Origin of the sequence: Streptomyces sp. NPDC014801, assembly GCF_043082085.1 — a bacterium.
Lineage (GTDB): Bacteria > Actinomycetota > Actinomycetes > Streptomycetales > Streptomycetaceae > Streptomyces.
This window is the reverse complement of the sequence record NZ_JBIBXG010000018.1, coordinates 1-20034: the sequence shown is the minus strand read 5'-3', so window position 1 is coordinate 20034 and position 20034 is coordinate 1. Positions and strand designations below refer to the sequence as shown.

Genomic DNA, 20034 nt, shown 5'->3' with positions numbered 1-20034 from the left:
GCGGGGCCATGTTTCGGCTGCCTCCTGACCTGAAGCGGCTGAGATCGGCCGCCCGGCATGGCCAGCGCGTGGGCGGCCCGCATTCCCCGTGTCGTTCAGCCCGCGGGAACGGCGTCAGCCGGGTTCGTGTGCCAGTTCGTCACGACGGGCTTGTCGACCAGGGTGTTCCCGATCGACAGCGAGACAGGGTGGGGGTCTCCGTCGCTGACCGACACGATGACGGTGCCGTACTCCGTGCCGTCGTCGTTGTTCGTGGTCTTCGGGTTGACACCGGCGTAGACCGTCTTGCCACCACTCAGGGTGATCTGCGGACCGGCCGACTGCTCGGCAGGGTGCGCCTGCGTGCCCCCGGAGCCGAATGCGACAACCGGCAGCCCCGCAGGCAGCACGCAGGTGATGCCGGGCTTGGCGCTGACACCGATCCGGATGTAACCGCCGGCCTGCGTCATCGAGGTGGCCGACCAACGCAGGTCGTTGGACCCGCAGCTCTGACCGTACCCGGTCTTGTCGGCGGCACCGCTGTCGTCGGATGCCCGGCCCGAACCCGTACCGCGGGCAGTGCTGCCGGTGGTGCCACCGCTCGGGGAGGAGGCCGCCGCCTGGCCGCGGGAATCGCCGGCCTTGCCGGCCTTGCCGGCGCTTGACGCCGGCGCGGGAGCAGACGTTGCCGTTGCCGCCGAATCGCCGACCGTCTTCGCCGGGGTGGCGCCAGCGCCACTGGATCCGCCCTGGCAGGCCGTCATAAGGAGCCCGGCGCCAAGGGCGGCGGACACGGCGAACGCGGTACGGAAGCGGTGGTTCATGGGATGTCTCCTCAGTCAGCGAGCGCGTGACCGCGCTCTTGTGATCGCCTCTTCCATCAGGACGACGAGAGCTTCGACGGATCAGTTCGATGCGGTGGCTCTTCGCGACGGCTCCGGCACACGGCTGTTACAGAGCACGCCCGCTCCTGTGCGATGGCTGGCCGCCTCGTCAACCATCCATCCACGGACACCACCTAAGACAGTTACCTCTCGGGTTGTGAACGCAAATTTAGTGGGCGACTCTCCGACGATGGGGCGATTCGGTCTCCAATTGACACCACCTTGACAGGTGTCTATCCGTTGCCGATGCTGGTGCCTCCGACGGACAGGGAGGCACCGTGCACGAGCGCGAGCACGACGAATACCTGTATTTCCTTCGCCGCGCCTTCGACGGGATGCTCGGCGCGCTGGAGGAACTGGGTGACGAACTCGGCAACACCGCGCCGGCCCTGCCCGGCGCCAACTCCCCCTACGCCATCACGTACCACTGCATCGGCGTGGCCGACTATTGGCTGGGCCACATCGTCGCGGGGCGCCGCGTCGACCGCGACCGTCCCTCCGAGTTCGCGGCGCAGGGGGACGTGCGGCGCCTGCGGAGAGAGGTCGACGCGCTCTTCGCGCGTCTGGAGGAGGACCTGCGCGCGGCGATGCCGTCCGAGTCGCTGCGCAATGCACCGCCTGCCGAGTTCGAGGGGCCGGACCGTCCCCTGAGCGTGCGGGGCGTGCAGCTGCACGTACTGGAGGAACTGGCCCAGCATCATGGGCAGGTGGAGATCACCCGTGATCTGCTGCGAGTGGGGGATCCGGCATGAATGCCGCACCGGCTCGGGGCGTTCCTGGCTTCGACGACGTTGACCTCGACTGGCTGCGCGCTCGCGGCAGCGTGAAGTGGCACCGCCCCGAACGTGACGTCCTGCCGGCGTGGGTGGCCGACATGGACTTCCCCACCCCGCCGCCTGTGGTGGCCGCACTGCACGAGGCCGTCGACCGGTGCGATCTCGGTTACCCGGACTGGCCGAACGGCAGCCCTTTGCGCACCGCCTTCGCCAAACGGATGGCCGGGCGTTATGGATGGGCCGCGTCGGCGCACCAGGTGCGCGAGCAGACCGACCTCATCCAGTGCCTGCAACTCGTCCTCCATCTCGCGACCTCCGAGGGCGACGCGGTGGCAGTTCAGGTCCCCAACTATCCTCCGTTCCTGGCGACGTTGAGGACGATGAACCGGCGCATCGTTCCCGTCCCGATGGAAGACACCGACGATGGCTGGGGCATGGACTTCGCCGCCCTGGACACCGCGGTGAGGCGGTTCGCCTGCAAAGTGCTCCTCCTGGTCAACCCGCACAACCCCACTGGCCGGGCGCTGACGTACGACGAGCTCACCGAGATGGCCGCCATCGCCCGTCGGCACGACCTGCTCGTCATCAGCGACGAGATCCACGCCGAGCTGACCTACGCCCCCCACCGGCACATCCCCTTCGCGAGCCTGTCCGACGACGCAGCGCGCCGCACGGTCACGTTGACTTCCGCGACCAAGGCGTTCAACCTGGCCGCCATCCGCTGTGCCGTGACGCACTACGGCCCGGACCGCCTCCTCGCACTGCGCGATGCACAACCCCCGGACCTGTACGGAACCGTCTCACCGCTCGGTGTCGTCGCCACCCTGGCCGCCTGGGAGCACGGCGACGCCTGGCAGCGTGATCTGCTGACCGTGCTGGACCGCAATCGCCGACGCGTCCACGAGGTGCTGCGCGACCGGCTCCCCCTGGTCCGCCACTACCTGCCCGAGGCCACCTACCTGGCGTGGCTGGACACGCGTCCGCTCGGCCTGACCGAGCCGCCGGTGGAGAAGGTACTGAGGAACGGCCGGGTCCTGCTCGACGGCGGGGAACCGTTCGGCCCGCACTCTGAAGGATTCCTGCGGCTGAATTTCGCCACCTCGCAGCGGGTACTGGAGGAGATCCTCGGTCGTGTCACCGCAGCGCTGGGCGGGCAGGAGCGGTGACAAGAGGGCTGGAGGCCACCTGGCACCATGAGAATGTGGATGACTTCGTCTTTGTCAGCGGGCGGCTGTCCCTGGACCTCGCCGGCACCTTGCTGTGGCGACGCAGCCGGCGCATCGAACTGCTGCGCTCCCCCGAAGACCTGCGACGCTGGATCCACCAGGCCGCACTGCTGGACGCGCCCGGTCCGCTCGACACACGTGCCCTGACAAGAACCTGCCGTCTCAGGGAAGCCGTGTACGCGCTGGTAAGCGCGTGGCCCCTGACACCGGACGCGGACAGCGAAGTACGGGAAGCGCTCGCCGAGGTGAACGAAGCCGCCCGGCTTCCCCTCCCCAGGCACCAGCTCGACGAGAACGGGCACCTTGTCTCCACCGGAGGCATCGACGAGGTGCTCGGCGCCGTGGCCCGCGACGCCGTCGACTTGCTGGGCGGCACCGACTTCGCCCGGGTACGGGAATGCTCGAACGAGGACTGCACCCGTCTCTTCGAGGACCTCTCACGGTCCGGCAACCGCCGCTGGTGCGGCATGGCCGAGTGCGGCAACCGGCATAAGGTGGCCAACTACCGGAAGCGTCGGCAGGCGGCCCACTGACCGCTTCCCGGCCGCCGTCTGCCACCGGACGGGCCATCGCCGCCCAGCACCAGGTCGATCCGTACAACAGGCCCTGCCGCCGTTTTCCCAGTGCCACAGCGCTTCGCAGAGCGTTGAAAATCCCGGCAGTGCCTGCTGTACGACCGCGTCGAACTCCGTTCGAGCCAAGAGCCGTGTTGCTTGCGTGGCGGCCGAAGGTGACGCGGGTCCCGGTCACCGGGACACCGGCCGCCCAGAGTCCTTCGTTGTCCAGCGGTGGTGGACGTCGGGTGCCGCGTGCGTCACCCCAGCGCATGCTGTCCTGCGTACGGGCCCAAGAGCGTGGCAAGGCTCGGTCCTGAGGCGGCCGAGTACACCACCCGTGCGCGGCCGCGCCGCCCTCACCGGCTCTGCGGTCGGTGAGGGCGGCGAGGCCGCGCGCGGGTGGTGCTTGCTCACACGGCGTGGAGCTGGGTGAGGAGTTGGAGGGTGTCGGAATTGAGCCAGTACTCGACGAACTTGCCGTCCTTGATGCGCAGGGTGTCGGTACCGGTGAAGGTGACGGTGGTGCCGGGCTGGGCCTTGGCGCCGGGAAAGCCGCCGGCGTAGGTGCCGGTGGCCGTCCAGCGCACGGAGGCGTGGTGGCCGGCGATCAGGGGGTCGATCTGCAGGGCGAAGTGCAGGTCGGGGAAGGCCGAGCGGGTCTGGTCGATCCAGGCGACCAGGCCGTCGGCGCCGCGGATGCTGCTGCCGTCGCCGCCGTCGAGGAGGGCGGCGTGGACGGTGAAGGCCGGGGAGATGATGGCCTCCGCCTGGGTGTGGTCGCCGTTCCACAGGCGCAGCCAGGCGTCGAGCATCGCCTTCGGGTTCTTCGCCGCCACCCGGTGGTCCGGGTCGGTGGCCGAGTGAGCGGCCGGGGCGGCGGAGGCTCCGTCGTTGAGCATAAGTGTGCCCTGGCGGTGGTCCCGGTCGTCGGCGGGGCGGCGGACCAGGGCGAGGGTGAGGCTGCCGGCTCGGGGGTGGGCGTAGTCGACCGGGACCCGCAGCGTCCCGCACTGCATTCCCTCGAACTCCGTGTCGGAGCAGGAGCTCCAGTTGATCCGGCTCGTGGGGGTGACCGCCTGGCCCTGGGCCGGAGCGGCGGTCGCCGGGGTGGCGAGGGTGGCCGTGGCAACGAGAGCGGCGGTGAGAGTACGCCGGATGGAGGTGCGCAGTCTGGGCATAGGGCTGTTCTCCTGAGGGCGCGCCGGCGGCGCGGGTGACGAGGGGGGAGGTGCGGGGACTGGGCGCGTGGTGCGCCGGTTTCTGCGTAGGTCGTCAGGCGTGCAGGACGACCTTTCCGGCGACGGTGCCGGACTCGGCCAGCCGCATCGCCTCCGCGGCCTGTGTCAGGGGCAGTTCGGCAGCGATGCGGGCGCTGATGTCACCGCGTCGCAGCGCTTCGAAGACCTCGGTGAGGTCGGTACGCAGCCGGTTCTGGAAGCGACGGCGGTTCAGGGCGCGGCCGGCCCAGACGTTGAAGAAGTAGGCGCGGCGGCGGTTGGGCAGGGCGTTCCACAGCCAGACCCGGCCGAGGAGTTTGAGGACGGGCCACTGCTTGGAGCCGTCGTCGTCGCGGGTGGAGGCGCTGCCGTAGGAGACGAGCGTGCCGCCGGGCGCGAGCAGGCGCCAGGAGTCGATGATGCTGCGGCCGCCGACGTGGTCGAAGACGGCGTCCACACCCCCCGGCGCGAGTTCACGGACGCGAGTGGGGATGTCCTCGGTGCGGTAGTCGATCGGTGTCACGCCCGCTTCGCGGAGGGCGGCATGGTGGCGTGCGGAGGCGGTGCCGATCACCTGCGCGCCCGCCGCCTGTGCGAGCTGGACCAGGACGGAGCCCACTCCCCCGTTCGCGCCGTGCACCAGGACGGTCTGCCCGGCGCGTACGCGGGCCTTGCGGTGGAGCATCTGCCATGCCGTGATGCCGTTGATCACCACGGTCTCCGCCTCCGCCGCGCCGATTCCCTCCGGGACCGGCACCAGGTCGGCGGCGTCGACGACCACGTGGCTGGCCCAGCCGCCGACCTTCAGCAGGACGGCCACCCGGGTGCGGATCAGATCCGCGTCGACGCCCTCGCCGGTCGCCGCCACGGTGCCGACCAGGTCGTAGCCGGGGACAAACGGGAAGGGCGGCTGGTCGTAGTAGCGGCCCCGGCGCATCTGCTGTTCAGCGAAGGAGACACCGGTGGCTTCCATGCGGACGACGACCTGTCCCGGGCCGGCGGTCGGCACGGCTCCCCGGCGCACCTGCAGTTCCTCCGGCTCGACCTTGCCGGGCAGTACGACCTCGACCATCTCAGCAGCGTTCATGACGACCTCCTTCGACTCCACCAGCACTGTTAGTGGCAGGTGCGTTCGTTAGAAGTTATAACGCTGTTGCTGAGTGACAGTCAAGCACGTTCGTAATAGGCTCTAACTAAGCGGTCGACCAGCCGCCCTGCCGGCTCGTGGAAACCGGCGGACACGACAGGGAAGGAGTGAGCCCATGGCCATCGCAGGGAAAGAGACCCCACGCGAGCGCTACCGAGCCCAACTTCGGGCCGAGATCAAGGAACGCGCCTGGGAGCAGATCGCCGCCGCCGGGGCACCAGGACTGTCCCTGAACGCGATCGCCAAACAGATGGGCATGAGCGGCCCCGCGCTCTACCGCTACTTCGCCAGCCGGGACGAGCTGATCACCGAACTGATCCGCGACGCCTACCGCAGCCTCGCCGACACCATCCGCACCGCCGCCGCCTCAGGCTCCGATCTCGCCGGCCTCGGGCGCGCCCTGCGCGCCTGGGCCCTCAACGACCCCCAGCGCTACTTCCTCATCTACGGCACACCCGTGCCCGGCTACCACGCACCGGACGACATCACCGCGATCGCGTCAGAGATCATGGGCGCCCTCCTGGACGCCGCCCAGCTCCCCGCCGGCCCTGCCGCGGCCGGAGCCCAGGACACCTCACTCGAATCCCACCTCGCCGAACACCGGCAGTGGGCAGGCGACCACCCCGCACCCCCGGCCGCCCTGCGCCGCGCCCTGCACTTCTGGACCCGCCTGCACGGCATCCTCTCCCTGGAACTGGCCGGCCACTTCACCGGCATGGGATTCGACCCGGCGGAGCTGTACGACCACGAACTGCACCACCTCGCCCCCTAGCGCTCCTCCCGAGGCTCGGCCGGCGGCAACGACCGGCGCGGCTGCACCGCCGGGTCTGGACAAGCTGTCCCCGCACAGCAGTAGCTGCTGCTCGGCAGCGCGCTCGGGTGGAAACCGCTGCCCCGGCATGAGGCGGCGCATCCTGGCCAGTGCAGCCCGGACACCTGAACCTCCACCTGGCCGCCGCCCGCAGTCATCCAGGACGTCGCCATGGCCGTGACCGATGCGCCGGCCGGAACCGGCGGCTCCCAAGTCGTGCAGGGGCGCCGAGGAGGGGACGAGTGCAGGACGGGTTGTCCCGTGTGGTCGTTGTGCCAGACGGCGGCGGTGAGAGCGAGGCTGCGCTGCAGGACGCGGACGGCCACGCCGCCGGGGGCGCGGCCGCGATGTCTCCGCGGGCCGCTCGTCTCGCCTTCGCGGCTATTTCAGCATTTGGAGATTGACGTCTCCTGCGGAGTCAGGCGCCCACGGTCCCGTCGATCCCCTCCCGCAGAAGGTCTGCGTGCCCGTTGTGGCGGCCGTACTCCAGGAGCACGTGCACCATCACCATCCGCAGCGACACCTCCTCGCCCCAACGGGGCTGATACCCGGCCTGGTCCAGGGACTCCGCCTCCCGCTCGATACGACGCGAGTTCTCCACCTCGGCCTCCCAGGCCGTGAACGCCTCGTCCCTGGTCGACGCGCTTGCGTCGTACGCTGCCTGGAAGTCAATCTTGTCGGACCAGACCATGGGCGCGTCGTGGTCCTCGAACACTCGACGGAACCAAGCACGCTCCACCTCCGCCATGTGCCGCACCAGACCCAGCAGCGAAAGCGTGGACGGCGGCATTGCCTGCCGTCGCAGCTCCTCGTCGGTGAGCCCTTCACACTTCATAGCGAGGGTCGCGCGGTGGTAGTCGAGGAAAGCCCGCAGCATCTCGCGCTCGCTGCCGAAACTGGGCGGTCCTATGCGCTTGTCGCTGGTCACTGGTTGGTCTCCTCATCCGTGCCTGCGTGGAGGGCCAGTATCCCCTCCCGTCGGCTGCCCCAGGCGTGGACTGTCAACGGATCTGACGGAACATCACGAACAGGAGGCGGCGCCGGGTTCACCTGCCCGCTTGACCGCCGATGTCCGCGGCCAGCGCAGCGTAGATGTACTCACTCCCCCAGCGATCCCCGTCGAGGTCGTTCTCGACCAGGTGCGCCTCCCGACGCATCCCAAGGCGCTCGCAGACCCGCACGGACCCGGTGTTCTCCACATCCAGCCGTGCGTAGAGCCGGTGCACGCCCAGCCTGTCGAAGGCGAACCCGGCCAGCGCCTTGGCCGCCTCTGTCGCATAGCCGTGCCCCTGGTGACGTGGGGCGATGGTCCAGCCGATCTCGGCCTGGGCGGCACGGGTATTGGCCAGGGTGAGCGTCACCTCGCCGAGGACGCCGGGCTCATCGCGTCGGCACACAGCAAGCGCCAGCTTGTCCCCGTCGGCGCACCAAACCGAGTGCGCCGCGCGCTCGGCCGCCACCTGCTCACTGCGCTCCCGGGTGTGCGGCGGCCGGTACAAGTAGCGCGCCACGCTCGGCAGGCTCTGGTAGGCGTACAGGTCGTCGGCGTCGCCGGGAGTGAACAGACGCAGCGACAACCGGGGCGTGATCAACGGCAGCAACGAGGTGACGTCCATACGGACCTCCCGATGCGGATGCGGATGCGGATCAAGGACGCGGAAATGATCGTCGCATCACGGCTGACGGGGAGCCACGCGTTTTACAGCGCCCAACGGCCCCCTCCACCACGAGGCGCGGCACCAGGAGTTGTTCACTGCCCCGCTCCTGGCAGGCCCCTGACACGCAGGACAGTCTGCGCGTCCGACAGTCCTGGCGGGGCATGACCGAGTCATGCCGCCGGCGCCCCCGGTCCGGGCCGGAGCGGGGATCTGCTGCCCGGTGTCCGGCCTGGGCCGATGCGCGTGCCGCCGGGTTCGGCGGGAGACGGCGGCCGGGCCGGGCGCCTATGTTCACCCGCATCCAGGCGCTGCCGAGGCACCTTCAGGTGCCCGCTGACAGGGAGGCATCATGCGCAGAACCATGCCCGTGGTGGGCGTTCTCATGATCACCGTGGGGGTCCTGATCGCGGTGTTGAGCGTGTGGACATACGCCGACAAAGGCGAGCGGAAGCTGGCCGAGCACCGTATGGACCTCGCACAGACGGACCAGGATCGTGAGCTGGCGCTCGACGACCTGCACCGTATCGAGAGCCGCGAGCGCCTGAATATCGCGACCGCTGTCGGCGGCGCGGTGCTCGCGGCGGGGGGCGGCGCGGTGCTGGTGTCCGTTCGTCGCCGCCGGGCGGTGGAGGCCGGCCTCGAACCGGCGTGAGGTTCTACCGGCCGGTGCTCTGTTCTCGCGACCAGTCAGCCAGAAGGTGCTCGGCCTCCCGGGTGCGCGGATGGTGGGCGCCCTGGAGCCGGACCATGTCGGCCAGAACGGTGGCGAGTTGGTCCATCGCGGTGACGTGGTCTCCACTGCGGTACAGCAGTTCGGCCCGCTGCTGGCGGATGCGCAGGGAGCGGGGATGATCGGCGCCGAAGACCTGCTCGACTGTTCGCCGAAGCCGCTCGAGTTGTTCCACTGCCGCGGCGGTGTCTCCGGCGACACCGCGCCAGAAGGCGAGGTTCGTGTGGCAGGTCAGCGTGGTGGGGTGCTCACTGCCCAGCGCGAGTTCGGCGTCGTCGGCCGCGGTGAGGAACTGCTCGATCGCCAGGTCGTGCTCTCCGGCGATCCCGTGCCAGTAGGCGAGGTTGTGCCGGGCGATGAGAGTGTCGTGGTGCAGTCGGCCGAGGACGGAGGCCAGTCCGTCCACCGCTTTCTGGAATGTGGCGACGGCGGAGTGCACGTCACCTGTCTCCCCGATCCACCGGCTGAGGTCGGCGAGCACCCGCAGCGTGGACGGGTGCCGTGGTCCGAGGCTGCGTTCCAGGTGCCGCGCCAGTGCGGCATAGGCCTCGCGGGCTCCGTCGGCGTCCCCGGACAGGCCTCGGCACAGGGCGACGTGCTCCTCGGCGGCCGTCACCAGGGAATCGCCCACGCCGAGCACCGCTCGCGCCTCGGCGGCCAGCGTGATGAAGTCGGAGAGTGCGGAGGTGATCAGACCCGACTCCATCCGGAGACGAGCCTCGTGCAGCCGGATGGACAGGGTGTCCGGGTCGGTCGGACCGAGACTGTCCTCCGCCTCGCGCCGGAGGTCCGCCAGCAGCCGTGCGGCGGCCGCGGCGTTCCCCAGATCACCTTCGGCCTGGGCCACCTGAGCCCGCAGCGTCAGCAGATCCCGATGGCCGGCGGGGAGTCGACGCCGGGCCCGGTCGGCGAGGTGCATCGTCATGGTCCGTGCCGCGTCGTGGCGGCCGAGGCCGGCCAGGTGTGGCCCCAGTCTGCGGAGCAGCCGGTGCATGTCGCCGTCGTGCCAGAGGTGATCGTCGGCGTGCGTCAGCAGTGCTTCGGCGCAGCGGTACAGCGCGGTTGTCGTCTCGGGCGAGCAGTCGGGCGCGGACCACGCCTCTTCGAGGGCATCGGCCGCTCCCACGACGACTCGCGCGCGCCGGTCCACTGTCATCCCGTAGCGGACCGCCCGCTGGACGAGCGAATGCACATCGACGACGGCCGGGCCGGACGGTCCCCGGTGGGTGAGGAGGCTCAACCGGTGCAGGGCGCGCAGGGCGAGGAGGTTGCTTCGCGCCGGGAGTGTGCCCCGTTCGGCGAACGAGTCCGGCTCAGCGAGGTCGCCCCGCTCGGAGAGCTCGCCCTGCGGGGAGAGGGCACGGTCGAGCCAGGCGCGGGCCGCCGGGCCGAGCAGGACGGCTTCCGGAACGCCGTCGGGCGCCAGCACGGAGATCAGCTCGAGCATGGCACGGGCGGTCCCGGGCGGAGCCAGTGACTCCGCCCGCCGGAGGGCGAGTTGGAGGGTGCTCGTCACCGTACCGTCGTGCTCGTCGGCGGGGGACGACGACGGGAACAGAGCGGCGAGGCTCTCCCGCTCGTCGGTCAGCAGACCGAGATACGAGGGCAGGTCCATGCCTGAGTCGATGAGGAAGGCCGCCGCCTGGGACAGGGCGAGCGGAAAGCGCCCGAGCACCGCGGCGAGGGTGGCCAGGTCCTCCGGACGGTGTTCCGGAAGCCCGTGTGGCCCGGCGGCGGGGTCCGGATCCAGCGACAGCCGGTCCGTCAGATACTCGATGGCCTCCTCGGCAGTGAACACGCCGACCGGGATGACGCGGACACCGGGGCGCAGCAGTGTCGCATCCCGCCGACGAGTCGTGACGACGGTCCGACCGGCCTCGCCCACCGGCCACAGCCCGGCTACTTCTGCGATGTCGTCCACGTCGTCGAGCACCACGAGCCAGGAAGTCCCGGTCGACCGCAGCCATGCGAGGAACAGGTCGGACTGCGTCTCGTCGTCGCTGCCGGGGTCGGCGGCGGGGTTTGCGCCGTCACCGGTGACGCTGGCTCGCGAGAGCGCGCGCCAAGCGCGGGCGTAACCGTCCAGGATGGACGCGCGGTTGCCGGCGGGCGCCCACAGCAGCAACTCGGTTCGCCGCTTGGCACGGTGGAACGCCGCCGCGGCCAGCTGCGACTTGCCGACGCCACCCGCACCGGTGAGGAGAACCCCCCGTACGGAATCGTCCGCCAGGTACTCGTCAATGCGTTCGGCGAACTCGTCGCGCCGTCGCAGTGCGGCGGCGTCACTCGGCGGACGGCCGATGATGATCGGCCCTCCCTTCCGGTACGGCTGCACTGTGGTCTGCTCCGGCAATCCGTTGACGGAGAGGCTGCTGCGGTGTTCGCGTGCGGCGCGCCACAGGCCTTGCCAGCGCGCCACCGTGGTCCGGTCAGCCGTGGCACCCCCCGTCGCCTCCTCGATGGCCCGCACCAAGGCCATCACGGCCTCGAACTGGCGCGGTACCGACTGACCGCTGGTCCATTCGCCCAGTCGGCGCGCGTTGACGGCGAACCGGCGCCCGGACGGCAGCACCACCGCGCTGGCCCGCCGGGCCAGGGTCTCGTCCGACACATCCGGCAGTCGGCGACGCAGCCGGGTCAGCTCCGCCGCGAAGACGAGCCGGGGATCACCGGTTCTGTGCTCGGCCACCTACGGCCCTCCTTCGCTGCCCGAACGCCGGGAGACTGCTCAAGGGCCGCCTCACGCCAAGGTGTTGCAGAGGGGCCACTTGTAACAGGTCGAGCATGACAGGGTCAGGGAGCACCGCACCCCGGATATTGCCGTCTTCCGCCCACCGCCCGCCCATTGCTCCCCCATGCTTCTGGCTGGTCCCCTGCGGCCTCTGTCGTGGCCAGTCGCCGGATGAGGGTGATCTCGTGCTCGCTTACCCGTATCACGGGTGAACAGCGGTGAGGTATAGGTGTCACCCGCGGTCGCTAGGATGCGCGCCGGGGTCGCGTCCCAGGGACGCGGGAACGTTTCTTGAGGGGGATCACCTGTGTTCGTGCTGTCCATCGTGCTGCTCATAGCGGCCGTCGTCCTCTTTCTCGTCGGCCGGCACCGGGAGGTGACGAGCTGGAAACTCGGGGCGGCACTCAGCGGCGTGGCGGGGCTGCTGGCGGCGACGTTCGCCTGTGTGCATGTCGTGAGTGCCTACGAGGTCGGCGTCCCGGTCACCTTCGGGAAGATCGGTACGCCGCTGACGTCCGGCGTGCACTTCAAGTCGCCCTTCACGGATGTCACGTCTTTCTCGACCCGCCCGGTCGATCTCGATCTCAACGGCAAGGACGTCGTCGAGGTGCGCTCCTCGCAGGGCGGTGTGCTGTACGCCGACGTCACCATCAAGTGGGCCGTGGTGCCGGCGAGGGCGGTTGAGCTGTACCGGCTGGCTGGCAGCGAGGAGGCCGTCGAGCAGCGGCTGGTACTGCCGGACGCCCGCGAGATCATCCGCAACGTCTTCGCCAAGCACACCAGCGAGGAGGGGTACGCCTCCGCGCGCGAGCAGATCGGCTCCGAGATCGCCGGGCTCGTCAAGGAGCGTCTGGCGCCGCGCGGGATCGATGTCACCACCGTCAACCTGCGCAATGTGCGGCCGTCGGACAAGCTGCAGGATCAGATCGACAAGAAGATACAGCAGGAGCAGGCCACCGAGCGGGCCACGGAGGCGGCGCGTACGGCGAAGGCGGAGGCGGAACGCAAGCGGATCGAGGCGGAGGGCATCGCCGCCGCCAACAAGATCATCGAACGCTCGCTCAGCGACAAGGTGCTGTACAACCAGTGCCTGGAGGCCTACAAGGAGGCCGCCAAGGCCAACCCGGTCTACGCGGTCCCCTGCGGCACGAACGCCAACGGCACACCAGTGATCGTGGACAGCGGCAAGAGGTGACACCAGGCGTGGGTCGGGCAGGCACCGACGAAGTACTCAGAGACCAGCGGGTTCGCGTATTCCCAAGGCACCGCCATGGTGAACCCGCTGGTGAAGGGGTGCCCTTCTGCCTCGGACGCGTGCGTTCAGCTGGTCTGCAGTGGCCCATTAGTGTGTGACATCGCGAGAGTCACCGACCGGTCCGGAGCTGCCATGCCACCGCAGATGAAGCTGTCCGCGATCACACTCGACTGCTCAGACCCCCTGGCGCTGGCTGCGTTCTATCAGCAGGCCACCGGCCTCGAACCGCATCCGAAGTCCGACGCCGACTTTGCCGGTCTCAACCACCCGGACGGACTCTTCATCGGTTTCCAGCGGGTCGATGACTACCGGGCTCCCCGCTGGCCCGACCAAACCGTCCCCCAGCAGTTCCACTTCGACTTCGATGTCGACGACCTGGACGAGGCTGAGGCATGGCTCCTGGATCTGGGGGCAAGCAAGCCCGAGTACCAGCCCAATGAAGATCGCTGGCGCGTCCTGATCGATCCAGCCGGGCATCCGTTCTGTCTGACGGCCAAAGGCTGATCTCGCTTCCAGTGAACAGCAGCCGAACCCTTCGGACGTCGTTTCTGGTGCCGGGCACAGTCGAGGCCCGTGCTGGCGGAGCACATCGTCCCCGCGAAAGCCTCTGCCTGAGGATTTCACGGGGACGGCGAGCGCCCGGCCGCGGCGGTCAGGTCTGGCACTGAGAGGTCGCGGCACCGGTCCAGTTACTCCAGGCGCCTCCTGCGGGTCTCACGTGAACGCGGATCTCGACCTTGGCGTTGACGACGAAGCAGACGCGGGTGCTGCTGCCGACGTCGACGGGGCCAGTCGTGGTGCGGCGGGGAACGAGGGTGCGTCCATCGCCGATCTTGACCCAGTGGCCCCCGGAGACAACGCGGAAGAAGGCTTCGTAGTCGACGTAGGCGGCACGGGGGCGAGTGTTGGTCAAGACGACGTGGGCTTTGATCTCACGGGTGTAGACACGTCCTTCCTTGCCCTTTTCGGCGCTGATGCAGCCGTTCGCGGTGATGCCCTGGGTGGAGACGGAGCCGCCGCAAGCAATGCCGGCGGCGTGGGCGTCGGCGGCGGGAAGCAGCAGGGCGAGGGCGGTGGCAGTGGTCAGTGCAGCAGTGCGCGTCAGGCGCATGAGAGAAGATCCTTCCACTGGAGGAAGGCCCTACTTTTCCACACATATCGGTTTCATCGCGGGATAGGGACACAGGCAATGCGCCGGGTGGTGCGATGATCCCCGATCGCTGCTGGCCGTCTCACCCCGGCGGCAGTCGTCGCCGTGAAGGCGGGCGGCGAGCCGATCTCCGGCATACACAGCCAGGAGCACCTCACCTGTCTACCGAGCGGATCCAGCGGGTTCTGACATCGCGGTAGCAGGACACCCGCCGCCACCACATCGAACCGGGGACCTTGTCGTCGGAGCCTGTCAGCGGGCGGACACGGCGCTCTTGACCTTTGGGCAGGCGCACATGCACTCGCCGGCCGTCCTCGGCCTGAACCGCCAGGCCGACAGGGAACCGGCACCCCCAGCCGCGGGATCCGGATCTGCCAGCCTCTGAAGGCGGACATTTGCCTATACGTTTCACTTTGTTCGCTCACCGGTGAGGGTCGGGCCGGACCGCCGGGTGAGATGCGTGTGGCGGGGCTGTGTCAGGCGTTCGCCGCGTACTGCCAGAAATCCCTGATCACCGGTGCCGGCTCGGGGCTCATCGCGGCCACCTGAGTCAGCAGGATGGTGACCGCGCCCGTGGCCGGGACGACGTGCGCGGCTGTGCCGGTGCCGCCCACCCAGCCGTAACGGCCTGGCACGTTCCAGGGGTTGGTCCGGCCGATGTCGACCGAACCGCCGAAGCCCCAGCCCTGGCCCTCCAGGAACAGCCGACCGATGGCGCGCTGCGCCGGTTGCGTGTGGTCCGTGGTCATCATCCGTACGGAGTCGGCCGACAGCACCTGGCGGCCACCGGCCGACACTCCGCCGGCCAGCAGCATCCGGGAGAACGCCAGCCAGTCGTCGGCGGTCGAGACCAGCCCGCCGTTGCCCAGCGGCAGCGCGGGCAGGCTGCTCCACTCCCCGTCCGGGCCGTCGGCGAGTTCCAGGCCGCCGTCGCCGCTCGGCCGGTAGAAGCTGGTGAACCTGTCCCGCTTGGCGGCCGGAACCTCGAAACCGGTGTCCGCCATGCCGAGCGGCTCGAAGATGCGCTCCGCGAGGAAGTCCGGGAGTGGCTGTCCGGCGATCCGCGAGATCAGCACCCCTTGCAGCACGGAGCAGGTGTCGTACAGCCAGGCAGCGCCCGGCTGGTACAGCAGCGGGATGCGGCCGAGCGCCGCCATCCACTCGTCGGCGGGCGGAAAATTGCTCGGCACACGGCCGTCCTTCTGCACCGTGAACAGCTCCTGCACCGCCGGCAGCGTGAAGTCGGAGGGGAAGCCGTATCCGGCCTGGGAGGCCAGCACGTCGAACACGGTGATGGGCCGGGAGGCCGGCACCACGTCGTCCACCGGGCTCGCCGGCGTGCGGACGACCATCGGCCTCTCCAGCTCCGGCAGCCACGTCCCGACCGGGTCGTCCAGTGCGGCCCTGCCCTCCTCCACGAGGATCAGCAGTGCGGCGGCCGTGACGGACTTCGTGATCGAAGCGACCCGGAAGAGGGAGTCCCTCGCCATCGGGGCGCCGCCCTCGGCGTCCTGGGCACCGACGGCCGCCACCTCGACCTGGTCACCCCGGGCCACCAGGCCGACCGCGCCCGGCAGCGAACCGGCACGGACGTGAGCTTCGAGCAGGTCGTACAAGGTCGTCATGGGGCGGCCTTCCGTGAGATTGCTGTCGAAGGACAGACTGCCGCGCGGGCGGGGAATCATCGGCGACGGCAGGCTTGGTGGCTCTACTTTGATGGCCCTTCGATGCGCCAGCGATTGCCTGGCTTGGTCGCAGCAGGCGGTGCGGACACATCACTGTGGCGCAGCAACAGCCTTCTGAACGCCGCGACTGGGCTGGAAGACCACCCACTGCCCCCGCTGACCAGGCCGACCCGTCAAGTCAGCGTTCGGGCCCGGTTTTTGCCGGCCCGGTGGATGCCCAGACCGATGAAGCCGACCCACACCAGAGTGATCAGACCGACGAGTGCATCCGCACCCCATCCGTTGACGGCGTAGAAGTGGGTGGCGTCCATGCCGAAGTAGAGCGACGGGATGGCCAGGAGGTTGATGGCTCCGACGACGATGGCACCGCGCAGGGTCCACCGTGGCACCACCGGTGACGTACCTGCCGTGGACTGCTGCGCGGCACGGGCGAACCCGAGGAAGAACATCGCGATCCACAGGTGTGCGATCGGGCCGTGAGCCAAGGCCATGGCGGCCGCCAGAGGGCCGTCCGTGGTCGGGTCCATCCCCCGGTCCGGGAAGGCCAAGGGAGTACCGGCCTCCAGCGAGGTGGCGAAGAGGATCACCGCGACGTAGGTGAGCAGCGACACGATGGTGAGCTGACCGACGATGGTGCGCCGGCCCGTGTCGTCCCTGGGAAGCAGGCGTTCCAGAGCGACCCCGAAAGCCGTCAGCACCGCCATGATCACCAGCGTCAGCAGGCTCCGCGTCAGGACGTTCCACTGCGGGGGCGGTCCCGAGTAGACGAAGTACAAGGCCACCATCGGCACCGAGAGGGCACCCACTGCCATCCCTGCCCGGCCGGCGAACGTGGTGCTGGGCAGGTCCGGTGCGCCGGCTGCGTGACGAGGCGAGGCAGGCAGGTTCTGTGCGGTCGATGGCGTGGTCACAGTGACTCCCGGGTGACGTCGTCGGCACGGAGGTTTCCGGTCCGGAGGCTGTGCGAGGAACGGGCGCGTGGCCACTGGGCGCGAACGTGGTCCACGGACAGCAGCGCAGCGTTGACGAGGAGGGCGCTGCCGGGCGTCCACAACCACCACGGACCGTCCAGGTGAGTGCGGAAGATGCCCATCAACAGCCAGGCGATGATCTGCACGGCCGTCGCGAAGGCGGCCGTCGTGGTGACGGCGAAGCGGAGCCGGGTCGTGGAGCGCTGATCGGTCGGGTCGAGCCCGAGCAGCGTCATCAGGTGTCGGCGAGGACGTGTGGTGTTCATGCCCTCCACCATGTCGGTCGGCCAAGGCGCCGGACGTCTGCCGATCGGGACGATTCGAGTCCACGAACGGCCGACAGTCTCTACGACTTTCGTTGACTCCTTCGTCGAGGCCGGCCGTCTAGGGTGGTCCGGTGCCCTCTCCTCCCCTCCCCGTCGCCGGCGGCCGCAACGACGAGATACCGGTGCTCCGAGGGCCGTGGATCGAGCGCGGCCGGTCGGCGTTGCTCGTTCTCTCCTCTCTCGCCGGTGGGCTCGCGCTGCTGTTCCTGGTCCTCGAGCAACGCCCGGGAGGAGCATGGCGTGTCCTCGACATCTGCGTCGGCGCCGTCGCCAGTCTCGTGCTGCTGGTCCGTTATCGTGCTCCGGTCGCGGTCGGTCTGGTCCTGGCGGTCGCCGGGGCGTTCTGCGCCACCGCCGGTGTGGCGAACTACGTGGCTCTGTTCGCCGTGGCACGCACCCGGCGCACCGAACAAGCATTCGTCGTGGCGCTGGCCGACATCGCCGGCGGCCTGGTCTTCTGGCTGCTGTATCCGGCCAACTCCGCGCTGAGCCTCACCGTGGTGGTCAACACCGCGATCGCCCTCGCCGTCGTGGCCTGGGGCGCACTGCAGCAAAAGCAGCAGGACCTGGTCGCGGTCTACCGGGACAGAGCAGCCCGTATCGAGCGCGAGCGAGAGCAGCGTGCGGAACAGATCCAGATGGCCGAGCGCGCCAGAATCGCCCGGGACATGCACGACTCGGTCGCGCACTACATCTCGCTGATCGCGCTCTACGCCGGCGGGCTCGCGGTCGCCGGGGACAACGCCAGGGATGTCGGCGCAACAGCAGAGACGATTCGCACGACCGCGATCAGTGCGCTCGACGAGCTACGCACCGTGATCGGCATCCTGCGCGACGGCACCGTCGTGACACCGCAAGGCTCCGAGCACGAGCACACCGTTGCGGGATTGATCGACGAAGCCAGACAAGCCGGTCAGTTGATCGTCGCGCGCCTTGATCTGCCCGACAACAGCGGTAACACCGGCGGCGCAGCCGCACTGCGGGAATCCCCGAATGCCGAGCACATCTACCGCGTCGTGCAAGAAGGGCTGACCAACGCGCGCAAGCACGCCCCTGGCGCACTGGTCACGGTGAATGTTCGCCGCGAGGGCAGTGATGCCCTCATCGCGATCACCAATCCGATCGAAGAAGGCGAGTCAGCGTTGCCCGGGACCGGCGCCGGGCTGAGCGGTCTCGTCGAACGGATCGCCGCGGTGGGAGGCGTCGTCGAGCACGAGGTCGTCGACCGCGGTGAGAACACCCACGAGTTCCGACTGTCTGCGAGAGTGCCCCTGCGATGACCAGCTCTCCGCCTTCCAGCAGCACCCACGGCGCACCCACGTCGGTGCTCATCGTCGACGACGACGCGATGGTCCGCACCGGGCTGTCGATGGTCCTGTCGGTGGACCCCGCCATCACCATCGTCGCCGAGGCATCCGGCGGAGCCGAGGCCGTCATCGCGGCAACGCGGCACCGCCCCGATGTCGTGCTGATGGACCTGCAGATGCCGGAGATGAACGGCGTCGAGGCCACTCGCCGTGTCCGTGCGGCGGTGCCGTCGGTCGCGGTGTTGATGCTGACCACCTTCCATCTGGACACACATGTCCTCGACGCATTGCAGGCCGGCGCGAGCGGCTATCTGCTCAAAGATGTCGCGCCGCAAGAGCTCTGCCACGCGATCCACCTTGCCGCGTCGGGGGAATCAGCGTTCTCGGCAACGATCACCCGCCAACTCGTGGCACGCCACACCCGCACAGCCAACGACTCCACCAGCGCCAAAGCTCGGCGGACACTGGAGGCGCTCACCGATCGAGAACGCGCCGTCGCCGAAGCGGTCGCCGAAGGCGCCTCCAACGCGACCATCGCGAAAGCACTCTTCATGAGCGAGGGCACAGTCAAGACCCACATCTCCCGCGCGCTCACCAAGACCGGCCTGGACAACCGGGTCCAGCTGGCGCTCATGGTCTTCCAGGCGCAGCAGAACTCCTGAGCCGCTTCTGATGGCACTTCGCCGATCGCGGACGGCCACTTGCAAGATCGTGCCAGGAGCGCTTTCCCGGTACTGGGCGGCGTTCTACTGGCCGGCCTGCGGCATCCGGACGACCGCCACCCCGCCATCGAGGTCTACCGTCGTCCGGTGCGGCGGTGCCCCGTCTTCCTCGTCGTCCCGCATGACCAGGGCGGACTGCCGCTCCTTGAGTTCGTTGTGCTTGCCCGGCGAGAAGCTCGCGTGAAGCTGCTCAAAGCCGGTCGCCGATATCTGGCCCTGCCGGGCGCTGTTCCGCCACGGCAACAGACCGGCCCGCCCAGCACGGAGCAGCAGCTGATCCGCGAAGGCCAGGATGGTCAGAACGATGACCAGTCCGGGCAAGGTCATGAAGACGGCAAACTCCACGACCCAAGGATCGGCGTCTTCAGGGCGATGCCGCAAGGCATGCGGCGTGTTGAACCATGATGCGCCATATGTCCCTAGTCACAGGGCGTAGGGGGCGCCCCGTCCGGGTCAGGTCACCGCACCGGCAGCGCAGGAGTGTCGCGGCGCACCCCTCGCGCAGGGCCTCCGCCCTGCCGGCCGTGTGTCCGCACACCTCACACAGAGCGTCCTCCCGGCAGTCGTCGGTCGGGACCAGGGCACGTCAAGCCGTTCCTTGACCGCAGCTCTCCGTCCTACCGAGCCGGACAGGCCGATCGCCGCTGCCGGGTGACAGGAGCGCAGGCGACAACAGCCTGGCCGGTCCCCGCCGAGGCGGGGACCGGACGCCACTTGTCGGCCGGCCGGTCCCGGGGAGCAGGCGGCCGGCGGCCCCGGATCCTTTACCGCTTCTTCCCGTTGCCGTGTCCGTCGGGATGCAGGACCACCTTGGTCCAGCCCTCGTCACGGGCGTCGAAGTGCTCGTAGGCGGTGGGGGCCTCGTCGAGGCCGAGTTCGTGGGAGACGACGAAGCTCGGCTT

20 protein-coding genes and 2 pseudogenes are annotated in these 20034 nt (G+C 69.3%); 9 read left to right on the top strand and 13 right to left on the bottom strand.

Going from position 1 to position 20034, the window contains the following annotated elements; translation table 11 throughout:
* Nucleotides 1-95: 95 nt before the first annotated feature.
* Nucleotides 96-803 (bottom strand): DUF4232 domain-containing protein, encoded by a 708-nt coding sequence (locus ACF1AL_RS35435; RefSeq protein WP_391780784.1) that lies wholly within the window; start codon nucleotides 801-803, stop codon nucleotides 96-98.
* Nucleotides 804-1141: 338 nt separating this feature from the next.
* On the opposite strand from ACF1AL_RS35435, the gene ACF1AL_RS35430 reads away from it, so the two are divergent.
* From ACF1AL_RS35430 to ACF1AL_RS35420, 3 genes are read left to right on the top strand one after another with little or no spacing between them, the layout of a single operon-like run.
* Complete coding sequence (locus ACF1AL_RS35430) at nucleotides 1142-1615, top strand: DinB family protein (RefSeq protein ID WP_391780783.1); 474 nt, start codon at nucleotides 1142-1144, stop codon at nucleotides 1613-1615.
* A complete protein-coding gene (locus ACF1AL_RS35425) occupies nucleotides 1612-2805 on the top strand; it encodes a MalY/PatB family protein (RefSeq protein WP_391780782.1) in 1194 nt (397 codons plus the stop codon). Before ACF1AL_RS35430 ends, ACF1AL_RS35425 begins: the two co-directional genes overlap by 4 nt.
* Nucleotides 2806-2840: 35 nt before the next feature.
* Entirely contained in the window at nucleotides 2841-3398 is a 558-nt protein-coding gene (locus ACF1AL_RS35420) for a CGNR zinc finger domain-containing protein (RefSeq protein WP_391780781.1), read from the top strand.
* A 434-nt stretch (nucleotides 3399-3832) separates the two neighbouring features.
* Here the strand turns inward: ACF1AL_RS35420 and ACF1AL_RS35415 are convergent, their stop codons facing one another.
* Both ACF1AL_RS35415 and ACF1AL_RS35410 read right to left on the bottom strand, forming a co-directional pair.
* Nucleotides 3833-4600, bottom strand: coding sequence for an ester cyclase (locus ACF1AL_RS35415; RefSeq protein WP_391780780.1), 768 nt, complete (start codon nucleotides 4598-4600; stop codon nucleotides 3833-3835).
* Between the two features lie 94 nt (nucleotides 4601-4694).
* On the bottom strand, nucleotides 4695-5726 hold the full coding sequence (locus ACF1AL_RS35410; RefSeq protein WP_391780779.1) for a medium chain dehydrogenase/reductase family protein: 1032 nt from the start codon (nucleotides 5724-5726) through the stop codon (nucleotides 4695-4697).
* Nucleotides 5727-5901: 175 nt separating this feature from the next.
* Between ACF1AL_RS35410 and ACF1AL_RS35405 the strand changes: the two genes are divergently transcribed.
* On the top strand, nucleotides 5902-6558 hold the full coding sequence (locus tag ACF1AL_RS35405) for a TetR/AcrR family transcriptional regulator (RefSeq protein WP_391780778.1): 657 nt from the start codon (nucleotides 5902-5904) through the stop codon (nucleotides 6556-6558).
* 278 nt (nucleotides 6559-6836) lie between these two features.
* Here the strand turns inward: ACF1AL_RS35405 and ACF1AL_RS35400 are convergent.
* The 3 genes and pseudogenes from ACF1AL_RS35400 to ACF1AL_RS35390 form a co-directional block, all read right to left on the bottom strand.
* Nucleotides 6837-6950: pseudogene (locus tag ACF1AL_RS35400) on the bottom strand (IS982 family transposase); the annotation flags it as partial.
* 65 nt (nucleotides 6951-7015) lie between these two features.
* A complete protein-coding gene (locus ACF1AL_RS35395; RefSeq protein WP_391780777.1) occupies nucleotides 7016-7525 on the bottom strand; it encodes a DinB family protein in 510 nt (169 codons plus the stop codon).
* A 118-nt stretch (nucleotides 7526-7643) separates the two neighbouring features.
* Nucleotides 7644-8213 carry a GNAT family N-acetyltransferase gene (locus ACF1AL_RS35390; protein WP_391780776.1) on the bottom strand — a complete coding sequence of 190 codons (570 nt, stop codon included), beginning with the start codon at nucleotides 8211-8213 and terminating at the stop codon, nucleotides 7644-7646.
* A 391-nt stretch (nucleotides 8214-8604) separates the two neighbouring features.
* Here ACF1AL_RS35390 and ACF1AL_RS35385 point away from each other — a divergent pair, with 391 nt between their 5' ends.
* The gene (locus ACF1AL_RS35385; RefSeq protein WP_391828561.1) at nucleotides 8605-8907 is read left to right on the top strand and encodes a hypothetical protein; all 303 of its coding nucleotides are present in this window, start codon (nucleotides 8605-8607) and stop codon (nucleotides 8905-8907) included.
* A 4-nt stretch (nucleotides 8908-8911) separates the two neighbouring features.
* Here the strand turns inward: ACF1AL_RS35385 and ACF1AL_RS35380 are convergent, their stop codons facing one another.
* A complete protein-coding gene (locus ACF1AL_RS35380; RefSeq protein ID WP_391780774.1) occupies nucleotides 8912-11674 on the bottom strand; it encodes a tetratricopeptide repeat protein in 2763 nt (920 codons plus the stop codon).
* A gap of 349 nt (nucleotides 11675-12023) precedes the next feature.
* Here ACF1AL_RS35380 and ACF1AL_RS35375 point away from each other — a divergent pair, with 349 nt between their 5' ends.
* Both ACF1AL_RS35375 and ACF1AL_RS35370 read left to right on the top strand, forming a co-directional pair.
* Nucleotides 12024-12911, top strand: a complete 888-nt coding sequence (locus tag ACF1AL_RS35375; protein WP_384214600.1) for a prohibitin family protein — start codon at nucleotides 12024-12026, stop codon at nucleotides 12909-12911.
* Between the two features lie 192 nt (nucleotides 12912-13103).
* On the top strand, nucleotides 13104-13475 hold the full coding sequence (locus ACF1AL_RS35370; protein ID WP_391780773.1) for a VOC family protein: 372 nt from the start codon (nucleotides 13104-13106) through the stop codon (nucleotides 13473-13475).
* Between the two features lie 148 nt (nucleotides 13476-13623).
* Here the strand turns inward: ACF1AL_RS35370 and ACF1AL_RS35365 are convergent, their stop codons facing one another.
* From ACF1AL_RS35365 to ACF1AL_RS35350, 4 genes are all read right to left on the bottom strand, one after another.
* Nucleotides 13624-14082, bottom strand: coding sequence for a hypothetical protein (locus ACF1AL_RS35365; protein ID WP_391661399.1), 459 nt, complete (start codon nucleotides 14080-14082; stop codon nucleotides 13624-13626).
* 515 nt (nucleotides 14083-14597) lie between these two features.
* Nucleotides 14598-15746: a serine hydrolase domain-containing protein gene (locus ACF1AL_RS35360; RefSeq protein ID WP_391780772.1), complete on the bottom strand. Its 1149-nt coding sequence runs from the start codon at nucleotides 15744-15746 to the stop codon at nucleotides 14598-14600.
* 233 nt (nucleotides 15747-15979) lie between these two features.
* A complete protein-coding gene (locus ACF1AL_RS35355; RefSeq protein WP_391780771.1) occupies nucleotides 15980-16717 on the bottom strand; it encodes a hypothetical protein in 738 nt (245 codons plus the stop codon).
* Nucleotides 16714-17043, bottom strand: coding sequence for a hypothetical protein (locus ACF1AL_RS35350; protein WP_391780770.1), 330 nt, complete (start codon nucleotides 17041-17043; stop codon nucleotides 16714-16716). The genes ACF1AL_RS35355 and ACF1AL_RS35350 overlap by 4 nt, the downstream gene beginning before the upstream one ends.
* A gap of 131 nt (nucleotides 17044-17174) precedes the next feature.
* Between ACF1AL_RS35350 and ACF1AL_RS35345 the strand changes: the two genes are divergently transcribed.
* A complete protein-coding gene (locus ACF1AL_RS35345; RefSeq protein ID WP_391780769.1) occupies nucleotides 17175-18383 on the top strand; it encodes a sensor histidine kinase in 1209 nt (402 codons plus the stop codon).
* On the top strand, nucleotides 18380-19072 hold the full coding sequence (locus ACF1AL_RS35340; RefSeq protein WP_391780768.1) for a response regulator: 693 nt from the start codon (nucleotides 18380-18382) through the stop codon (nucleotides 19070-19072). Before ACF1AL_RS35345 ends, ACF1AL_RS35340 begins: the two co-directional genes overlap by 4 nt.
* 84 nt (nucleotides 19073-19156) lie before the next feature.
* Here the strand turns inward: ACF1AL_RS35340 and ACF1AL_RS35335 are convergent, their stop codons facing one another.
* Both ACF1AL_RS35335 and ACF1AL_RS35330 read right to left on the bottom strand, forming a co-directional pair.
* Nucleotides 19157-19477 carry a DUF6191 domain-containing protein gene (locus ACF1AL_RS35335; protein WP_391780767.1) on the bottom strand — a complete coding sequence of 107 codons (321 nt, stop codon included), beginning with the start codon at nucleotides 19475-19477 and terminating at the stop codon, nucleotides 19157-19159.
* 419 nt (nucleotides 19478-19896) lie between these two features.
* Nucleotides 19897-20034, bottom strand: a pseudogene (locus tag ACF1AL_RS35330) (aldehyde dehydrogenase); the annotation flags it as partial.